The sequence below is a fragment of the Vogesella sp. XCS3 genome, from assembly GCF_020616155.1.
Lineage (GTDB): Bacteria > Pseudomonadota > Gammaproteobacteria > Burkholderiales > Chromobacteriaceae > Vogesella.
The window spans coordinates 490,959-509,141 of sequence record NZ_CP085530.1; the positions used below are offsets into that span (position 1 = coordinate 490,959).

The 18,183-nt window shown below is 61.6% G+C and carries 16 protein-coding genes; 7 read left to right on the forward strand and 9 right to left on the reverse strand.

What is annotated here, in order from left to right:
• Nucleotides 1-3 precede the first annotated feature (3 nt).
• The gene (locus LCH97_RS02160; RefSeq protein ID WP_227303164.1) at nt 4-1,248 is read left to right on the forward strand and encodes a sensor domain-containing diguanylate cyclase; all 1,245 of its coding nucleotides are present in this window, start codon (nt 4-6) and stop codon (nt 1,246-1,248) included.
• Between the two features lie 218 nt (nt 1,249-1,466).
• Here LCH97_RS02160 and LCH97_RS02165 read toward each other — a convergent pair whose 3' ends face one another.
• The 3 genes from LCH97_RS02165 to fliW all read right to left on the reverse strand — a co-directional run bounded on the left by LCH97_RS02165 (nt 1,467) and on the right by fliW (nt 3,266).
• Nucleotides 1,467-1,895, reverse strand: a complete 429-nt coding sequence (locus LCH97_RS02165) for a BLUF domain-containing protein (protein WP_227303165.1) — start codon at nt 1,893-1,895, stop codon at nt 1,467-1,469.
• A gap of 8 nt (nt 1,896-1,903) precedes the next feature.
• Entirely contained in the window at nt 1,904-2,620 is a 717-nt protein-coding gene (folE, locus tag LCH97_RS02170; RefSeq protein ID WP_227303166.1) for a GTP cyclohydrolase I, read from the reverse strand.
• A gap of 205 nt (nt 2,621-2,825) precedes the next feature.
• Nucleotides 2,826-3,266: a flagellar assembly protein FliW gene (gene fliW, locus LCH97_RS02175; RefSeq protein WP_227303167.1), complete on the reverse strand. Its 441-nt coding sequence runs from the start codon at nt 3,264-3,266 to the stop codon at nt 2,826-2,828.
• Between the two features lie 108 nt (nt 3,267-3,374).
• Between fliW and LCH97_RS02180 the strand changes: the two genes are divergently transcribed.
• The 6 genes from LCH97_RS02180 to argS all read left to right on the forward strand — a co-directional run bounded on the left by LCH97_RS02180 (nt 3,375) and on the right by argS (nt 9,324).
• Entirely contained in the window at nt 3,375-4,226 is an 852-nt protein-coding gene (locus LCH97_RS02180) for a ferritin-like domain-containing protein (RefSeq protein WP_227303168.1), read from the forward strand.
• On the forward strand, nt 4,210-4,422 hold the full coding sequence (locus LCH97_RS02185; protein WP_227303169.1) for a hypothetical protein: 213 nt from the start codon (nt 4,210-4,212) through the stop codon (nt 4,420-4,422). The genes LCH97_RS02180 and LCH97_RS02185 overlap by 17 nt, the downstream gene beginning before the upstream one ends.
• Before the next feature lie 158 nt (nt 4,423-4,580).
• On the forward strand, nt 4,581-5,000 hold the full coding sequence (locus LCH97_RS02190) for a hypothetical protein (RefSeq protein ID WP_227303170.1): 420 nt from the start codon (nt 4,581-4,583) through the stop codon (nt 4,998-5,000).
• 15 nt (nt 5,001-5,015) lie between these two features.
• Nucleotides 5,016-6,365 (forward strand): tRNA 5-hydroxyuridine modification protein YegQ, encoded by a 1,350-nt coding sequence (gene yegQ, locus LCH97_RS02195; RefSeq protein ID WP_017509228.1) that lies wholly within the window; start codon nt 5,016-5,018, stop codon nt 6,363-6,365.
• Nucleotides 6,366-6,449: 84 nt separating this feature from the next.
• On the forward strand, nt 6,450-7,490 hold the full coding sequence (locus LCH97_RS02200; RefSeq protein ID WP_227303171.1) for an MBL fold metallo-hydrolase: 1,041 nt from the start codon (nt 6,450-6,452) through the stop codon (nt 7,488-7,490).
• A 115-nt stretch (nt 7,491-7,605) separates the two neighbouring features.
• On the forward strand, nt 7,606-9,324 hold the full coding sequence (argS, locus tag LCH97_RS02205) for an arginine--tRNA ligase (RefSeq protein ID WP_227303172.1): 1,719 nt from the start codon (nt 7,606-7,608) through the stop codon (nt 9,322-9,324).
• Nucleotides 9,325-9,375: 51 nt separating this feature from the next.
• Here the strand turns inward: argS and LCH97_RS02210 are convergent, their stop codons facing one another.
• The 6 genes from LCH97_RS02210 to LCH97_RS02235 form a co-directional block, all read right to left on the reverse strand.
• Nucleotides 9,376-10,209, reverse strand: a complete 834-nt coding sequence (locus LCH97_RS02210; RefSeq protein ID WP_227303173.1) for an ABC transporter substrate-binding protein — start codon at nt 10,207-10,209, stop codon at nt 9,376-9,378.
• 58 nt (nt 10,210-10,267) lie between these two features.
• On the reverse strand, nt 10,268-11,035 hold the full coding sequence (locus LCH97_RS02215) for an ABC transporter substrate-binding protein (protein WP_227303174.1): 768 nt from the start codon (nt 11,033-11,035) through the stop codon (nt 10,268-10,270).
• A 123-nt stretch (nt 11,036-11,158) separates the two neighbouring features.
• A complete protein-coding gene (locus tag LCH97_RS02220; protein WP_227303175.1) occupies nt 11,159-12,952 on the reverse strand; it encodes an aminopeptidase P family protein in 1,794 nt (597 codons plus the stop codon).
• Between the two features lie 191 nt (nt 12,953-13,143).
• Entirely contained in the window at nt 13,144-14,325 is a 1,182-nt protein-coding gene (locus LCH97_RS02225; protein WP_227303176.1) for an acetyl-CoA C-acetyltransferase, read from the reverse strand.
• Between the two features lie 73 nt (nt 14,326-14,398).
• Nucleotides 14,399-16,174: an alpha/beta hydrolase gene (locus LCH97_RS02230; protein ID WP_017509235.1), complete on the reverse strand. Its 1,776-nt coding sequence runs from the start codon at nt 16,172-16,174 to the stop codon at nt 14,399-14,401.
• Between the two features lie 296 nt (nt 16,175-16,470).
• Nucleotides 16,471-18,081: a methyl-accepting chemotaxis protein gene (locus LCH97_RS02235; RefSeq protein WP_227303177.1), complete on the reverse strand. Its 1,611-nt coding sequence runs from the start codon at nt 18,079-18,081 to the stop codon at nt 16,471-16,473.
• Nucleotides 18,082-18,183 lie beyond the last annotated feature (102 nt).

Sequence of the window (18,183 nt, forward strand, 5' to 3'; positions counted from 1 at the left end):
ATCATGCCTGTTTATGAAGCGTTGAATGCACTGAGTACCCCGGTATGGATTGTGTCACCCCAAACCGGCGAGGCGCTTTTTGCCAATCAGGCTGCCACTGTCCTGGCAAAGGGGCGCAGCGTCAGCGAGCTGCGCCTGGGTAGCCTGTCGGCGCGGCCGCAAGTCAGGCTGGCGGACTACACCCCGCCCATGCTGGCACGCGAGCAGGTGGTGGAAATCTGGACATTCCAGCGCCACGGCCAGGCGGTGTCTTTGCCGTGCCGGCTTACCCTGTTAAGCATGGGCGAACACGCCGGGGCCATTCTGGTGGAGGCGCTGGCGTCCGGCGATGCCATGCTGCACGGTTGGCCGCCGGAGGAGCCGTGCTTGTCCAGCCCACGGCAAGACAGCGAGGTGCGCGGTTTTTACGAAATACTGTTCCGTACCAACTCGGCCCCCATGTTGCTGATCGACCCGCAGGCCGATGGCCGTATCCTGGACGCCAACGAGGCGGCCACGCGGTTTTACGGCTACCCGCGTGATGTGTTTGCCGGTAAGCACACGTGGGAAATCAATGAGGCCGGGCGCAGCATATTGCCGGTGATGCAGGCCGTGGCCAGCCTGCCTGGCGGCCATAAGCCGCTGAATTTTGTGCACCGCCTGGCCGATGGCAGCCTGCGCAATGTGCAAACGTACGCCGGCCCGGTGGTGCTGGATGGCCGCCGGCTGATGCTGTGCGTGGTGCACGATATTACCGAGCAGGAGCAGCTCAAACGCGAGCTGGAGCAGGCGGCACTGCGCGACCCGCTAACCGGTTTATGGAACCGGCGGCACATGATGGCGCAGCTGGAGCAGGCGCTGGCAGGCAAGCGGGCGCACGATAATGCCTTTTGCCTGATCTTGCTGGATGTCGATCACTTCAAGCTGGTGAACGATAGTTATGGTCACCAGGCCGGCGACCGCTTGCTGGTGGCGCTGGCGCACACGCTGACCTCGCGTTTGCGCGAGAGCGATACCTTGTGCCGTTGGGGAGGCGAGGAATTCTTGCTGTTGCTGCCGTCCACCCGGCAGGACAGTGCACAGCAGTTGGCTGGCATCCTGCGCCAGACGGTAGCCGCCATGACGCACGATGATTTGCCAGGCATTACCATCAGCCAGGGCGTGGTACAGCACCAGCCAGGCGAAAGCCTGCACAGCCTGGTAAGCCGCGTGGATACCGCGCTGTACCAGGCCAAGAACGCGGGGCGCAATGTCGTGGTAACGGGTTAGCGATGGTGCCGCGGGCGGTTGAAAGCGAATTGACAGCTTGCCGCACTACACTTGAGCCTGCTTCTCGGATTTGTTGCCTCTTTGGATTGTTTGGCTGTTAGCCGCGCCCGCCCCTTCACCGGCGGGCTTTTTCTTGCCCGCTCGCGGCATTGTGCTGTTGTTAATGGCAAAACGCCCGGGCAGCAAGGCTGGCCGGGCGTGGTAGCACTATTGGCTGATTAGTGATTGCGGCCAACGATGGCGGCAGTAGCAATCAGCTCTTCCAGCAGGGCTAGCGAGCAGCTGCCAGTGAGGCGGAACGGGTCCAGCTGCGGTTTTTCCGAGTAGCGCAATAGCAAGCTGGGGTTGACCTTGGCCAGGTTCACCTGGCCCATGGTCCAGCCGGCAAAGCGGCGCTGGCTGATTTCTTCCAGCATCAGGATTTCCACGTCGTGGTGGCGCGGGTCTTTGGCGATGCTGTTGTACAGCGCGCTGACTTCGGCCCGGCTGCCTTCCAGAACCTGCATGAAAATATCGCCGCTGTAGCACAGGATGCCGGTAATGCCACGGGCCGGGTTATGGGCATGGGACTGGGCCAGGATGGTTTCCAGCAGTGCCGCAGTGTGCGGCTGGCTGCTGCGGCTGGCGTAGAGCAGGCGAACAAGCATGGTTTTCCTCAGGCTTTCTTGTTGGGCAGCAGGGACAGGAACTCGCGGCGCAGGTCCGGGTTAGTCAGGAACACGCCTCGCATCACACTATTGATCATCTTGGAATCCATGTCCTTGACGCCGCGCCAGTGCATGCAGAAATGGTCGGCTTCCATCACGATGGCCAGGCCGTCCGGATTCATTTTGTCCATCAGCAGGTTAGCCAGCTGGATCACGGCTTCTTCCTGGATTTGCGGGCGGCTCATGATCCACTCGGCCAGACGGGCGTACTTGGACAGGCCGATCAGGTTGCTGTGCTCGTTGGGCATCACGCCTATCCACACCCGGCCCATGATGGGGCAGAAGTGGTGCGAGCAGGCGCTGCGCACGGTGATGGGGCCGACGATCATCAGCTCGTTCAGGCGTTCGGCGTTGGGGAATTCGGTAACAGGCGGCTGGCTGACATAGCGGCCCTTGAACACTTCGTTCAGGTACATCTTGGCCACACGGCGCGCGGTGTCCTGCGTGTTGTGGTCGCTTTCGGTGTCGATCACCAGGCTGTCCAGCACGTCTTTCATGCGGGACTGCACTTCTTCCAGCAGCTCGTCCATTTCGCCGGGCTGGATGAACTCGGCAATATTGTCATTAGCGTGAAAACGGCGTTTTGCGCCGCGGATGCGCTCGCGGATACGTGCGGATACCGGTACGTAAGTCGGGGCGTTGTGCTGGGTGCTGTCTTGGCTCACGCGTTTATGCTCCTCATCGTGCGGGTAGCACGCTTGGGTTTCTATAGGGTAGGGCGCTTGGAAGATAGCTGTGCAGGCGGCGAAAGGCAACACCTTGCCTAGTAGGGGTTTGTCCGTTGCAGCCTGGTGGCTGCGTAAGGTGGCCGGGGCGCTACCGGCCAACAGCGCACCGGGAGGGCGCGCTTGCCTGGCCTGATAGGCGGGTTCAGGTGTTGTGGAATACGATATCGCATTCCAGATTGGACTTTTGCATGCCGCGCAGCGTGGCCAGGTTGATGATCAGCGGGCTGCGTACATTGGCGCGCAGCTGGGCTAGCACGGGGTTGGTCTCCTGGCTGTTGAGCTCACGGTACACAATCAGCAGCACCATGGCGTCTTCCGGGCGTGCCAGTGCCAGGGTGGCGATTTCCTCGTCGGATAGCAGTACCTCGTAACGAATACCCAAGCGGCTGGGGTCGGTTACGCTAAACAGCACGTCCGGGTTGTCCAGTGATTGCAGCCAGTACACGCGCGGGTTATTGCGGTCCGCATCGTGAAACAGCTTGAAGCGGGTGCAGTTCTCAAAGGCTGGCAGGCCATGTGCAAAAGTAATGATGGTGTTTTCGTCGACGTCTACTTCGCCCAGCAGGCTGGAATTGAACAGCATGGCGTGCTCCTTGTGTGGTCAGGCTTTCATTATGCACAAGGCGTGCATCCCGGCCACTGACATTTGTCAGCTTTGTGGTGGCTGCAGGGGCAGGTACAATGCCGCGCCATGAGCGACACCCTTTCCCTGTATCCGGCAATCGAGGCCGCACTGATGTGCGACTGCATCGTGGCCAAGCCCGCGCAGGCGCAAGCCTTGTACCGCCAATGGCTGGCGGCTGGTTATGTGCGTGCCGGTGGCCCGCTCTACCCGGTGCCGGCACCGGGCCGGCCGGCGCGCCCGCAGCTGGTGGCGGCTACCGATGTGCCACGGCGGGGGCTGGGTAGTGTCGAGGGGCGTGCGGCACTGTTGCACGCTATCGCGCATATCGAATTCAACGCCATCAACCTGGCGCTGGATGCCGCCTGGCGCTTCCGCGCTATGCCGGACGCCTTTGTGGAAGACTGGCTGCGCGTGGCGGCAGAAGAGGCGCAGCATTTTTTGCTGTTGCAGCACAGGTTGGCCGCACTGGGTTACGCCTATGGCGATTTCCCCGCGCACAACACCTTGTGGGACATGGCGGTACAAACCGACCACGACGTGCTGACGCGCATGGCGCTGGTGCCGCGGGTGATGGAGGCGCGCGGTCTGGATGCCGTACCGCCGATACAGCGCCGGCTGGCCATCATCGGCGACCACGATAGTGCGGCGGTACTGGCCACCATCCTGCAAGAAGAAGTCGGCCACGTGCGCATCGGCAATTACTGGTTTACTACGCTGTGCGATGCGCGCGGGCTGGAACCCCTGGCCACCTTTCGCAGTCTGCTGGGCCAGTACCATGTGGCACTGCTGCGCGGCGAGATGAACCGCAGCGCCCGGCTAGAGGCCGGTTTTACCGAATTTGAACTGAGCATGCTGGAAGACTTTAGCGTTACCCGGCAGCGTACTGGTACACGGAGCAAGCATGAACAAGCTGTTTGATACCCTGCGGCACAACCGCCGCCTGGCCATGGTGGTGACGCTGGCGGGCACCCTGTTGTTTACCCTGGCGTCTGCCGCGCGCGCAGCTGCCGGTGGCAGCGGCTGGGAGGCCGCACTGGCAGCATTATTGATGCTGATTGGCGTGGCGGGCCAGTTCATGGGCATATTGGCGCTGATGAAAAAACCCCGTCGCTAAAAGGGTGTTGAAAAACAGGGCTTTATGTCGCGATTGTGATCGTTTGCCACCTTGACGCTAGGTAGGGGCACGCGCATAATCGCGCCGCACAAAACCCTTATGACCAAACAAGGCTCCTACCCGGAGCCTTTTGCTTTGTCTTGTATCCGGAGACACCCATGGATTTTCAGGCATTTTTGCGCGAGCTGGAAAGCCACGCGCTGCCTGCCGCCGAGTTTAACCACCGCGCGCACCTGCAGGCCGCGTGGGCCTACCGCAGCCGCTATCCGGCGCGGGAAGCCGCCGCCCGCTGCGCGCATACGCTGTCGCGCTACGCCATGGCCCACGGCGCGGCAGAAAAGTATCACCACACACTGACCATGGCGCTGTTGGCCATCATGTACAGCCGCCTGGACGCTACGCCAGCGCAACAGGCCAGCTGGGACGACTTTGTGACGGCCAACCCCGATTTGTTCAGCGGTACCCAAGCGTTGATAGCCCAGCATTATTCCGAACAAAAACTGCAGGAACATGACGCCCGCCGCGGTTTTGTCGCACCCGACCGTGCGCCGCTGCCTATGTCCTGCCTGCTGCACTGAGACAAGAGACGATCAATGAAAGCACCCGAACTGCTCCTGCCCGCCGGTACGCTGGACAAAATGCGCGCCGCCTACGACTTTGGCGCCGATGCCGTGTACGCCGGCCAGCCGCGTTACAGCCTGCGCGCCCGCAACAACGACTTCAAGCTCGAAGAGCTGCGCATCGGCATCGAAGAAGCCCACGCCCGTGGCAAGAAGCTGTTTGTGGCCAGCAACATCCTGCCGCACAACAGCAAGATCAAGACCTATATGGCCGACATGGAGCCGGTGATCGAGATGAAGCCGGACGCGCTGATCATGGCCGACCCCGGCCTGATCATGATGGTGCGCGAACGTTGGCCGCATGTGCCTATCCACCTGTCGGTGCAGGCTAATACCACCAACTACATGGGCGTGAAGTTCTGGCAGAAGATGGGCGTGGAGCGCATTATCCTGTCGCGCGAGCTGAGCCTGGACGAAATCGCCGAAATCCGCCAGGAATGCCCGGACATGGAGCTGGAAGTGTTCGTGCACGGCGCGCTGTGCATTGCCTACTCCGGCCGCTGCCTGCTGTCCGGCTACTTCAACCACCGCGACCCGAACCAGGGCACCTGTACCAACGCCTGCCGCTGGGACTACAAAGTGCACGACACCCAGGGCGACGACGCCGGTGACGTGAAGCCGCAAAAGATCGACTTCGACTTTGGCAAGGCGCTGGAAGAAGCCAACCAGAGCTTCTCCTCCTGCGGTAGCCAGCAGCGCCACCCGCTGGCCGACAAGACCTACCTGATCGAAGAAGCCAACCGCCCCGGCGAGCTGATGCCCATCATCGAAGACGAGCACGGCACCTACATCATGAACTCCAAAGACCTGCGTGCCGTCGAGCAGGTGGAGAAACTGGTGAAAATCGGTGTGGACTCGCTGAAAATCGAAGGCCGCACCAAGAGCCTGTACTACGTGGCGCGTACCGCCCAGACCTACCGCCGCGCCATTGACGACGCGGTGGCCGGCCGCCCGTTCGACTACAGTCTGCTGGCCGAGCTGGAAGGCCTGGCCAACCGCGGTTACACCCCGGGCTTCCTGGAGCGCCACCAGACGCAAGAGCACCAGAACTACCTGTCTGGCCATTCCATCGCCAAGCAAAGCCAGTACGTGGGTGACGTGATGGAAGTGGACGCCGACGGCTGGGCGCTGATCGACGTGAAAAACCGCTTTGCCGTGGGCGACCGCGTGGAAATCATCCACCCTAGCGGCAACCGCACCGTCGAGCTCACCGAAATGACCCGCAACGGCGAGGCCACCAGCGTGGCACCAGGTAACGGCGTGAAGGTGAAGATCCCGGGCATGGCCGGTATGGAAAAAGCCCTGCTGGCACGCCTGCTGTAAGCCGCCGCTGCGTTTGTGGTATCGAAAGGCCGCCTTTTAAGGCGGCCTTTTGTCATAATGCATTTTTTTGCGCAGGAAGCAGGCATGAAGCATGGCATCGCCGCGGCACTGGCCGCCTTGACGTTGGTTGCGTGCGGTAGCGGCCAACCGCCAGCGGGAAGCCCGCCGCACCACACCGCCGACGGCTACCAGAACCTGTACCCCTTCCACCAGCCGGGGCTGGGCGACATCCTGCGCTGGCGCTGGGAAGAGTGGACCGGCCCCGAGGTGGTGCAGCGCCCCGAACGCATCCCGCGCGTACAGCCGGACCTGGCCTGGCTGGCGGCCAACCGCAGCACCGCCAGCTATACCTGGCTGGGCCACGCCAGCGGCCTGCTGCAGCTGGGCGGGAAGAACGTGCTGATCGACCCGATTTTTTCCGAGCGCGTGTCGCCGTTGCAGTGGCTGGGCCCGCGCCGCTATCTGCCGGTACCGGCCACGCTGGCGCAGCTGCCGCGTATCGACGTGGTGCTGATCTCGCATAACCATTTCGACCACCTGGACCGTGACAGCATCGACGCCTTGCTGGCGCAGCCCGGCGGCCAGCCGCAGTTCGTGGTGCCGCTGGGTATCGATGCCTGGCTGCGCGAGCGTGGCGCTACCCGCATCACCGCGCTGGACTGGTGGCAAAGCGCCGAGCTGGGCGGCCTGCAGTACACCGCTACACCGGCGCAGCACTGGAGCAAGCGCAGCTTGAGTGATACCAATGAAACGCTGTGGGCCGGCTGGGCAGTAAAAGGGCAGGGCAAGACGGTGTGGTACTCGGGCGATACCGGCTACCAGCAAGCATTGTTTACCGACATCGGCCGCCGCCTGGGCACGATAGACCTGGCGCTGTTGCCGGTGGGGGCCTACCTGCCGCGCTGGTTCATGGCGTCGCAACACGTGGACCCGCTGCAGTCTGTGCAGATGTTCCGCGACGTGAAGGCGCACCAGGCGGTGGGCATACACTGGGGCGTGTTCGCGCTGGCCAGTGAGGCAGTCGATGCACCGCTGGACGACCTGCCGGCGGCACGGCGCCAGCTGGGTGTAAGCGAGCAAGCGTTCCGCCTGCTACCGCTGGGCGGTACGCTGCGCTTGCCATAAAGTACGCGTGGCTTGCGGCAAAGGTTGGCCGCAGGGCGCTTTGGTCGTAAAATTGCTGCATTGCATTCGAGCCGGGCGCTTTGGCGCCCGGCCTTTGATTTTATAAAGGCCCACCATGACCATTCAGCAACTGATCAGCGACCGCGTTGCCGCTGCCCTGGCCGCCGCCGGCGCCCCCGGCGCCCCGGCCGTTGTGCAACCTGCCTCCAAACCGGAATTCGGCGACTACCAGGCCAACGGCGTGATGGGTGCCGCCAAGGCGCTGAAGACCAACCCGCGTGCGCTGGCCGAGCAGGTGATTGCCCTGCTGGACTTGCAAGGCATTGCCAGCAAGGTGGAAATCGCCGGCCCCGGCTTTATCAATATCCACCTCGACCCCGCTTTTATTGCCGGCCGTGTGGAAAAAGCACTGGGCGATGACAGCCTGGGCATTGCCAAGGCCGAAGCGCGCCGCGTGATGGTGGAGTACTCGTCGGTAAACCTGGCCAAAGAGATGCACATCGGCCACCTGCGTGGCGGCATCATTGGTGACGCGCTGGTACGCGTGAACAGCTTTATCGGTCACGATGTGATCCGCCAGAACCACGTGGGCGACTGGGGTACACAGTTCGGCATGCTGGTGGCTTATATGGTGGAAACCCAGAAAGCCGGCGACGCCGCTGTCGAGCTGAAAGACCTGGACACCTTCTACAAGCAGTCCAAAAAGCGTTTTGACGAAGACGAAGCCTTTGCCGACCTGGCACGCGACTATGTGGTGAAGCTGCAGTCCGGCGACGCCGAGGTGCTGGCGCTGTGGCAGCAGTTCGTCAAGCTGTCGCTAACCCACTGCAACGCCATCTACCAGAAGCTGGGCCTGCTGCTGGACGACGGTGACGTACGTGGGGAAAGCTTCTACAACGCCGATCTGCCAGTGTTGGTGAACGAACTGCGCGAAAAAGGCCTGCTCACCGAAGACCAGGGCGCGCAAGTGGTGTTTCTGGACGAGTTCAAGAACAAGGAAGGCGAGCCGGCAGCGTTTATCGTGCAAAAGCAGGGCGGCGGTTACCTGTACGCCACCACTGATCTGGGGGCTATCCGCTTCCGTATCGGTACGCTGAAACTGGACCGCGCGCTGTATGTGGTGGACTCGCGCCAGAGTCTGCACTTCCAGCAGCTGTTTACCACCGCGCGCAAGGCCGGGTGGCTGCCGGAAGGTGCCGACTTCGAGCACATCGGCCACGGCACCATCATGGGCCCGGACGGCAAGCCGCTGAAAACCCGCTCCGGCGAGAACATCAAGCTGGTCGAGCTGCTGGATGAGGCCATCGAGCGCGCCTACCAGCTGGTAAGCAGCAAGAACGCCGAGCTGCCGGAAGCCGAGCGCCGCAATATTGCCCAGGCAGTCGGCATTGGCGCGCTGAAGTACGCCGACCTCAGCAAGAGCCGCAACACCGATTACATCTTCGACTGGGACGCAATGCTGAGCTTCGAGGGCAACACCGCCCCGTACCTGCAGTACGCCTATACCCGCGTGCAGAGCGTGCTGCGCAAGGCCGACGACTTCAACCCTGCAGCCAACATCGTGATTGCCGAAGCGGCCGAGAAGCAGCTGGCCGTGGCGCTGACCCAGTTCGAGGACGTGGTGTTCACCGTGGCCGATGGCAGCCAGCCGCACCATTTGTGCAGCTACCTGTACAACGTAGCCACGCTGTTCTCGCGCTTCTACGAGGCTTGCCCGATCCTGAAGAGCGAAGGCGAAGTGCGCCAGAGCCGCCTGCAGTTGGCCGCAGCCACCGCCAAGACCCTGAAAACCGGCCTGGGTTTGCTGGGTATTGCCGTGCTGGAAACCATGTAAGCCTGCTGTGCGTTTATCGCATGCCAGAAACCCGCCATCAGGCGGGTTTTTTTATGGGCTGATGGTGGTTTGCGGTGGCGTGGCGCTGGTGTCGCTAGCGGGTGAGGCCAGCGCCGGGTCGTGGCTGTGCAGGTCTACCTGTTCGATGGGGGCTTCCATTGGCAGCCAGCGCAGGTGAATGGCCAGGTAGCTGCCGTCTTGCAGCATGCCTTCCAGTGCGTGCTGCCAGCGGCGTACGGTATCCGGTGCCGTGCCGCGGGAAAAGCTCAGGTACAGCGGCAGGCTGCTGAGGGTGGCAACCGGGGCGATAGCCTGGGCTTGCGTGCCGGTGAAGCGCAAGATCGGTACAACGGCGGTGTTGGCCTCTACCCATAGCCGCACGCGGTTACCCAGCAGCAGGCGCAGGCCCTGCTCGCTATCCCGTGTGCGATGGGGGCGAAAGCCGGCTTCCAGTGCGGCAGCCTCGGCAATGCTGTCTTGTGCGGCCACGGTGGCTTCACCAGCCAGCTGGGTGGCAGTTAGCCTGGCCAGCCCTGCGGCGTTGCGTGGCAGGCCATAGGCGGTAACGCTGGCCACCATGATGGGCCCGAGCTGGGTAAAGTCGCGACGGTTGTCATCGGTATCGCCCAGCGTGAACATCATGTGGTCGGGCTGGCTGCGCAGTAGCGCATTGGCTTGGTCCCACGTTTTGAGCTGCATGGGGGCAATATCGCCGGTGCGTTGCTGTAGCTGTTGCACGATATCTACCGCCATGCCGGCGGGCTGGTCCACGGCATTCAGGTAGACAAAGGGTGGCCATTCTTCGGCCAGTATGGTCAGCGGTGCCGCCTGGCTGAGCCGGGCTAGCAAAAGGGTAAACAACAGAGAGGTGGCGCGCAGTAACATGCAGGGCTATGACGTATGGCTGGTTGGCCGCCATCATAACACTGATTGTCCGACAATATCAGCGCTGTATGCCCAGGCGCTCGACCTGTAGCGGCACCGGGTCCTGCGGGAACCAGCGCTGGTGGATGGTGGCAAAGCTGCCATCCTGCTTGATGTCATTCAGCGCTTTTTCCCAGCGCAGTATGGTATCGCGCGGCACATTGGGTGAAAAAGCCAGGTACAGGCTCAGGCGATCCAGCGTGGCCACGCGCTCTACCGTGGCCAGGGGCAGGCCCTGTTCGCGTAGTACATTGCCCACCACCACATTGCCTTCCACCCACAGTTTTACACGGCCTGCTGCCAGCATGCGTGCCGAATGGGCGGGGTCGGTAGTGGGGAAAACATTGAAACCCCGGCTGTGCGCCGTACTTTCAAAAATGCTGCCACGGTAGGCGGCGGTGGGGAGCTTCTGCATGGCTGCCGGGCTGAGCTTGCGTATTTCTGCCGCGTACTGGCGCAGCGCAAACACATCGGTGCTGAATACCAGAATAGGCCCCAGCAGCGTCATCAGGCGTTCGCGTTCGGCGTTGCGGCCAACCGTAAACAGCAGCACGTCTTTTTCATTGAGCAGGCTGTTATAGGCGCGTGCCCAAGGCTGTATCTGGATGGGAGTGCTGTCTTTCAGGCGTTCCTGCAGCAGTTTGACGACATCTACGGCCATGCCGTCGGGCTGGCCTTTGTCGTTGGCGAAGCTGACAGGGGGCCAGTCCTCGGTCAGCAGGGTAAGTGCTTTGGCAGAGAAGCTGGCAGCCAGTAGTGCTACTAGCAGTATCAGGCGATATTTCATGGGTTATCCGCGTGCCAAGGCATTGAATTTAATATGGCACAGTTGCAAGTTGGCCGCACGATGCATTGCATCGGTGCGGCCAACTTGTTTGGGTGCAGCCTTGGCGGGCTGCGCCGTAGCAGCTTACAGCGGGCGGGTAGCCTGTTGCAGCCAGGCCAGCGCGTCCCCGCTGACCAGCGGGCTGACACGGGCCAGTACTTCGGCGTGGTAGGCGTTGAGCCAGGCCAGCTCGGCGGGCGTCAGCAGGGCCGGTACGATACAGCGCGTGTCGATCGGGCACAGCGTCAGCGTTTCAAAGCGCAGGAAATCACCGAACTCGCTGCTGCCGGCGTCCACATTCAGCAGCAGGTTTTCGATGCGTACCCCCCAGCGACCCGGGCGATAGATGCCTGGCTCGTTGGAGGTGATCATGCCGGCTTCCATCGCCATATGCGGCTCGGGGATGGCGCGCGAGATGCTCTGCGGGCCTTCGTGCACGTTCAGGAAGTAACCTACGCCGTGGCCCACGCCGTGGCCGAAGTCGATATTGGCTTGCCAGATCGGTGCACGTGCCAGCGCGTCCAGCATGGGCGACAGCGTGCCCTGCGGGAAGTGCGCCAGGCTCAGCTGGACCATGCCTTTCAGTACCAGCGTAAAGTCGTGCTTTTGCGCGTCGCTCGGCGTACCTACCGCTACCACGCGGGTAATGTCGGTGGTGCCGCCGTGGTACTGGCCGCCGCTGTCGATCAGCAGCAGGCCGTCGCCGGCGATCTCGCTGTGGCTGTCTTCGGTAGCGCGGTAGTGCGGCAGTGCGCCGTTGGCGTTGAAGCCGGCGATGGTGGCAAAGCTGGGGCAGACAAAACCGGGGCGGCGGGCGCGCGCGGCGGTGATTTCTTCATCGATGGTCAGCTCGGTGAGGCGGTTGCGGCCAACGTTGGCCTCGAACCAGGCAAAGAACTCGGCCAGTGCCGCGCCATCTTGCGCCATCGCTTCGCGTACGAAAGCCGCTTCTTGCGCTGTTTTGCGTGACTTCATCAGGGTGGATGGGTTGATGGCCTCGATTACCTGAACACCATCGGCCACCGCCTGGCGCAGGCCCAGGGTGATGCGGCGCGGGTCCAGCAGCAAGCGGCTGCCGGCGGGCAGGGCGACCAGTGCCGGCTTGGTGGCGTGGTAGTCGGCTACGCTGACACCATCGGTGGCCAGCGTGGCGGCCAGCGCGGCGTCGATCTTGCCTGCGCCGACAAACAAGGTGGCACCGTCGTGGCGCAGCAGTGCGTGCGCGATGAACACCGGGTTGTAATTAACATCGGCGCCGCGCAGGTTGAACAGCCAGGCGATGTCGTCCAGCGTCGAGATAAAGTGCGCGTCGGCGCCGTGCTGCTGCATGGCGGCGCGTACCGCAGCCAGCTTGTCGCGGCGCGGGGTGCTGGCAAACGGTGGCAGATGTTCGTAGACAGCGGCGGCCGGCAGTGCAGGGCGCTCGGCCCAGATGGCAGCCAGCGGGTCGAGGTCGGTGCGCAAGGTGGCGCCGGCTTTGTCCAGTGCGGTTTGCAGCGCGCGCGCGGCGGCCAGGCCCAGCACATCGCCATCAACAGCCAGTACATCACCGCTAGCCAGGTTGACCGCAAGCCATTCCAGGTGCAGCGGGCTGGCCACGGTCTGGATCTTCATCAGCTGGATCTCGCTGCCGGCCAGCTCGGCCTCGGCTTGTACCCAATAACGGCTATCGGCCCACAGGCCGGCAAAATCGCGGGTAACGATCAGCGTGCCTACCGAGCCGTGAAAGCCCGACAGCCAGCGGCGGCCTTGCCAGTAGCCGGGCAGGTATTCGGACAGGTGCGGGTCGGAAGACGGAATCAGACAGGCGGCGATGCCGTGTTGCTGCATGTGTTGGCGCAGGGCGGCCAGGCGGGCGGAGACAGGGGTGGCGGTCATGGTGGTTCTCGCTGGAATATTGTATCCATTTTGCGGCGAGCGGCGATGGCTTGCAAGACGGCCAATGGGACAGGACGTAATGTTCTGTAAACAGAATGCCGGAAAGGCGGGGGATCATGCCAAGGCGTGCGCTGGCCATATAGCAAAAAGCCCCGCCGAAGCGGGGCTTTGCTCGCCGTGAGACGGGCGAATTACGGGCGTTCTACCGCAAGTGCCACGCCCATGCCACCACCGATGCACAAGGTAGCCAGGCCTTTCTTGGCGTCACGACGCTGCATTTCGTGCAGCAGGGTCACCAGCACGCGGCAGCCGGACGCGCCGATAGGGTGGCCCAGGGCAATGGCGCCGCCGTTCACGTTGACCTTGTCGGCACCCCAGCCCAGCTCGCGGGCTACACCCAGTGCTTGTGCGGCAAAGGCTTCGTTGGCTTCTACCAGGTCAAGGTCTTCCACTTTCCAGCCAGCTTTATCCAGCGCTTTGCGGGTGGCGGCTACCGGGCCGATGCCCATGATCTCCGGCTCGCAGCCGGTGAGGGCGTAGGACTTGATCACTGCCAGTGGTTTCAGACCCAGCTTGTCGGCGCGTTCTGCGGTCATCAGCATCACGGCGGCAGCGCCATCGTTGATGCCGGAGGCGTTACCAGCGGTAACGCTGCCGTCTTTCTTGAAGGCAGGGCGCAGTTTGGCCAGGCTGTCGGCGGTGGTGCCGGCCTTGATGTATTCGTCTTTGGCGAAGGCTACCGGGTCGCCTTTGCGTTGCGGTACCAGAACCGGCACGATTTCGGCATCAAACTTGCCGGCGGCCTGGGCGGCCTCGGCACGGTTTTGCGAAGCCAGTGCCAGCGCATCTTGCTCTTCGCGGCTGATGCCGTACTTGGCGGCCACGTTTTCGGCAGTAATGCCCATGTGGTACTGGTTGTATACGTCGGTCAGACCGTCGGCCACCATGGTGTCCACCAGCTGGGCGTTGCCCATGCGGAAACCGTCACGCGAGCCCGGCAGGATGTGCGGGGACAGCGACATGCTTTCCTGGCCGCCGGCAATCACGATCTCGGCGTCGCCGCTGGCGATGGCCTGGGCGGCCAGATGCACAGCGCGCAGGCCGGAGCCGCATACCACGTTCAGTGTAGAGGCCGGGGTGGAAACTGGCAGGCCTGCCTTGATGACTGCCTGGCGGGCAGGGTTCTGGCCAGCGCCAGCAGTCAGTACCTGACCCAGGATTACTTCGCTGACGTCTTCCGGCTTCACGCCGGTTTGCGCCAGCAGGCCCTTGATGACGGTAGCGCCCAGTTCCGGGGCGGGGATTTTGGCCAGGGAGCCGCCGAAGCTGCCAACGGCGGTGCGCAGTGCTGCAACGATAACGATGTCTTGCATGGTTTTCTCCAGGTTGTTCTGTTCTGTGCCAGATTCGGGTGAAACCGCAATCTAGCACAGAAGTCTTTGCAGATTATTGCAGGGTGGCCAGCTGGGCCGGCATGGCCTTGGCTTGCACGTATTCGCCAGGGGCGTCGCACAGGGCTGGCAGCTCTTTGCTACCGAATACCTTGGGTGCGGCTACCTTGTCACCCGACTGCGGTGCCAGCCAGCCATCCCAGTCTTTCCACCAGCTGCCCGGTCGGCTTTCGGCACCGTCCAGCCAGGCGTCCGCGCTGGCGACCAGGTTGTCGTTCACCCAGTAGTTACGCTTGTCTTTGGTGACAGGGTTGATAGAGCCGGCAATATGGCCGGATGCCCCCAGTACATAGCGGCGCGAGGCTGCTCCGCTGAGGTACTGCACGCCGTCGTAGGCCGATTTCCATGGCACGATGTGGTCTTCGCGGGCGGCAAAGATGTACAGCGGGATATCGATCTGCGACACATCGATCTTCACGCCGCACAGCTCGATGCTGCCTGGCTTGGTCAGCGCGTTGTTGATATAGAACTCTTTCAGGAAGAAAGTGTGCATCGGCAGCGGCAGGTCGACAGCGTCGTTGTTCCAGTACAGCAGGTCGAACGGTGGCGGCGTCTTGCCCAGCAGGTAGTTGTTGACCACGTAGTTCCACACCAGATCGTTGGCGCGCAGGCTGGCAAAGGTACGGCCCAGCTCCTTGCCGCTGACAATGCCGCCACCACCGGTAGCGAGTTTTGCTTCGCGGGTCTGGATCAGCTTGTCGTCGATGAAGACCTTGATTTCGCCCGGGTCGGTATGGTCTACCAGCGAGGTCATGAAGGTGGCGCTGTCGATGTAGTTCAGCTTGCGGTGTTTGAGCACGCACAGCGCGGTATTCAGGATGACGCCGCCAATGCAGAAGCCCAGCGCGTTCATCGATGGCTGCTTGGTGATCTTGCGAATGGCTTCGGCCGCTGCAATCACGCCTTCTTCGATGTAGTTGTCCCACTTGTAGTGCTTCATGTCCGGGGTGGCCGAGCGCCAGCTCACCAGGAACACGCGGTAACCCTGGGCCACGAAGTGGCGCACCATGGAGTTATCCTGCTGCAAGTCCATCAGGTAGTACTTGTTCACGCACGGCGGTACGATCAGCAGCGGCTTTTCGTAGACCTGCTCGGTGGTAGGGGTGTACTGGATCAGTTCGATCAGCTTGTTGCGGAATACCACTTTGCCCGGGGTGCAGGCAATGTTTTTGCCGATCTCGAACTTGCTTTCGTCCGACATGGAGATATGACCTTTCTGCAGGTCTTCCACCATGTTTTTCATGCCTTCCACCAGGCTTTCGCCCTTGGTTTCCAGCGCACGCTTCACCACTTCCGGGTTGGTCAGCATGAAGTTGGTCGGCGCCATGGCGTCGATGTACTGGCGCGTGGCAAAAGCCAGGCGTTCCTTGTCTTCGCCTTCCAGCTGGGATTTGTCTACCAGCTCGGTCATCCATTTGCTGGTCAGCAGATAGCTTTGTTTCAGGAAGCTGTAAAAAGGGTGCTCGTTCCATTCCGGGGCGGCAAAACGGCGGTCGCCTGCGGCAGGCTGGGCGGCGGGGGCGCCACCGGCGGGCTGGCCCAGGAAGGAAAGCCAGATGTTCATCTGCTGCTGGTACAGATTGTTTTGCAGGGCAACAAACTGGTTGGCGTTGTCTACCATCTGCTGCCAGGCGCCGGCCATCGGGTTGGCCGCATCTTGGGGCGACAGGCCGCTACCCAGCGAATTCACGAACTGCTGCATCCACTTCTGATTGGCTTCGGACAGGTTGGCAAAAAAACTGTCCAGTGAGGTGGGGGTTTCCTGACTCATTGATATCTCCTTCAAATGGGGGAAGACAAACAGGCCGTGCTGCCTTGCGTGACAGGATGTTTTTCTTGTTGGGCGCAATCTGTTGAGTAAAGACTTTACCATTGCTTTATGACAAAACACAGCAAGGTCATGCTGCATTGCGATATAAACGCGGGTAATGGGTATACAGGCAACAACAGGTGACAGCCCGGCGGCGGGCTAAAGGCAGGAGTATGCAGCTTTTATTTCTATGGCATGTTGTTTTGCATCAATAGTACTTGCCGCCCTGGTGCATCTATTCCAGGGCGGCAAGCTGCTCACACGGTAAAGTTCTTGACCTTGCTTTCCAGATGGTCGGCTTTGTCTTCCAGCTGGTCGGCATAGCCGTCCAGATTGACGGCACTGTTGGCATTGTTTTCCGAAAGCTGGGCTATCTGCTCTACACGCCGAGCCATATCGTTACTGGCGGTACGTTGCTCGGCCAGGGCGTCGGCGATTTCGCTGGCCGACTGCGAAACCTCGTTGATGGTGTGCTGGATGCGGCCGATGGCTTCCTGCATTTCGGTGGTCAGTGCCTCGCCTTTGCTGACGCGGCTGACGCTTTGCTGCATGGCCAGATTTGCCGCCTGGGCCGACTGGGTAATCTCGCGCACCATCTGGTCGATCTGCACGGTGGATTGTGCCGAGCGTTCGGCCAGCTTGCGTACTTCGTCTGCTACCACGGCAAAGCCGCGGCCCAGGTCGCCAGCGCGGGCAGCTTCGATGGCTGCATTCAGTGCCAGCAGGTTGGTCTGGTCTGCCACGTCACGAATCACGTCCAGTACGCTGACGATGGTATGGCTTTGCCGTGTCAGCGCCGCAACTTGCTGCTCGCTATGGCGAATGGCGGTGCCAATGGCGGTAATTTCCTGCAAGGTGGCGTCAATCACCCGCGAGCTGTCACTGGAAGCCTGGCCCGCCTGGCTGGCGCGCTGCTGGGCGACTTCGGCGCTATCGGCAATGTGGGTAATGCTGACGGCAAACTGTTCTACGGTGCTGGCAATGGACGAGGTGGCCTCGCTTTGCTGGCGCGAGCTGCCGCTGATGGCTTCCGATGTCTGGCCGATCTGGCGTGCCATCTGGTTGATATTGTCACTGCTATGGCGCACGTCCTGGATGATGGTGCCCATATTATCCATCAGGCTGTTGAGCTGGCCGGCGATTACGGCCAGTTCGTCGTTACCGCGTACCGGAATGCGCAGGCTGAGGTCATGCTTTTGCGTAATGGCCTGGCAGGTGTCGGCCAGCTCGCGCACGCTGCTGTTGAGCCTGCTAGCCAGGCGCCAGGCCATGATGCTGCCGATAGCCAGGCTGGCTAGCAGTGCCGCGCTGGCAAACAACAGGCTGGTGTGCAGGTTCTGTTCGCTGCTCAGGTAATTTTTTTCCGCCTCGGCCAACTGCAGGTCTATCAGTTTGCTGATATCGGTACTGAGTGGGTCAACAGCAGGGTAGAGCTGGCTGGATGCCAGGGTTTGCAGGGCTTCTTTTTGGCCGCTTTGCATCAGTGAGCGTGCCTGGCGGGCTACGCCCAGGGCATTGTTTATTTTGCCTTTCGCGCTTTCTACCAGGGCTGCTTCTTCGGTGGTGAGCTGGGTGGCTATGTAGGCCGACCACTGTTTGTTGAATTCGGCTTCGGCGGTGGTAATGGCGGCACTGCCGTCTGCTGTAGAGAGGGTGCCGGCATTGGTTTTATGAATGGTATCCACCACATTCACGGCAAACATATCGGCCACGACTTTCAGCTGTTTCAGGGGGATAACCCTGTCCTGGTAAGTGCTGGCAAAGGCATTATTGCTCTTTTGCAGCATTAAAAACATGCTGCCGCATAGCAGCAACATCAACAAAAGCAGGCTACCGGCCAGCCAGAAAACGCGTGCTTTGATACTCATATTGCCCCCTAGGCGTGCTGACTCACTATCATGTCCTTATCTGTTTTTAGTGTATTTTGCGGTTTGTTGTAGATTTCTGTAGTTAAAGCCACGTTTATTAGA

Coding starts and splice junctions, on each gene's coding strand:
- LCH97_RS02190 (WP_227303170.1), top strand. CDS start 4,581: ATGGATTTTCAGGCATTTTTGCGCGAGCTGGAAAGCCACGCGCTGCCT.
- argS (WP_227303172.1), top strand. CDS start 7,606: ATGACCATTCAGCAACTGATCAGCGACCGCGTTGCCGCTGCCCTGGCC.
- LCH97_RS02160 (WP_227303164.1), top strand. CDS start 4: ATGCCTGTTTATGAAGCGTTGAATGCACTGAGTACCCCGGTATGGATT.
- yegQ (WP_017509228.1), top strand. CDS start 5,016: ATGAAAGCACCCGAACTGCTCCTGCCCGCCGGTACGCTGGACAAAATG.
- LCH97_RS02235 (WP_227303177.1), bottom strand. CDS start 18,081: ATGAGTATCAAAGCACGCGTTTTCTGGCTGGCCGGTAGCCTGCTTTTG.
- LCH97_RS02180 (WP_227303168.1), top strand. CDS start 3,375: ATGAGCGACACCCTTTCCCTGTATCCGGCAATCGAGGCCGCACTGATG.
- fliW (WP_227303167.1), bottom strand. CDS start 3,266: ATGCTGTTCAATTCCAGCCTGCTGGGCGAAGTAGACGTCGACGAAAAC.
- LCH97_RS02225 (WP_227303176.1), bottom strand. CDS start 14,325: ATGCAAGACATCGTTATCGTTGCAGCACTGCGCACCGCCGTTGGCAGC.
- LCH97_RS02185 (WP_227303169.1), top strand. CDS start 4,210: ATGAACAAGCTGTTTGATACCCTGCGGCACAACCGCCGCCTGGCCATG.
- LCH97_RS02165 (WP_227303165.1), bottom strand. CDS start 1,895: ATGCTTGTTCGCCTGCTCTACGCCAGCCGCAGCAGCCAGCCGCACACT.
- LCH97_RS02200 (WP_227303171.1), top strand. CDS start 6,450: ATGAAGCATGGCATCGCCGCGGCACTGGCCGCCTTGACGTTGGTTGCG.
- LCH97_RS02230 (WP_017509235.1), bottom strand. CDS start 16,174: ATGAGTCAGGAAACCCCCACCTCACTGGACAGTTTTTTTGCCAACCTG.
- LCH97_RS02210 (WP_227303173.1), bottom strand. CDS start 10,209: ATGTTACTGCGCGCCACCTCTCTGTTGTTTACCCTTTTGCTAGCCCGG.
- LCH97_RS02220 (WP_227303175.1), bottom strand. CDS start 12,952: ATGACCGCCACCCCTGTCTCCGCCCGCCTGGCCGCCCTGCGCCAACAC.
- LCH97_RS02215 (WP_227303174.1), bottom strand. CDS start 11,035: ATGAAATATCGCCTGATACTGCTAGTAGCACTACTGGCTGCCAGCTTC.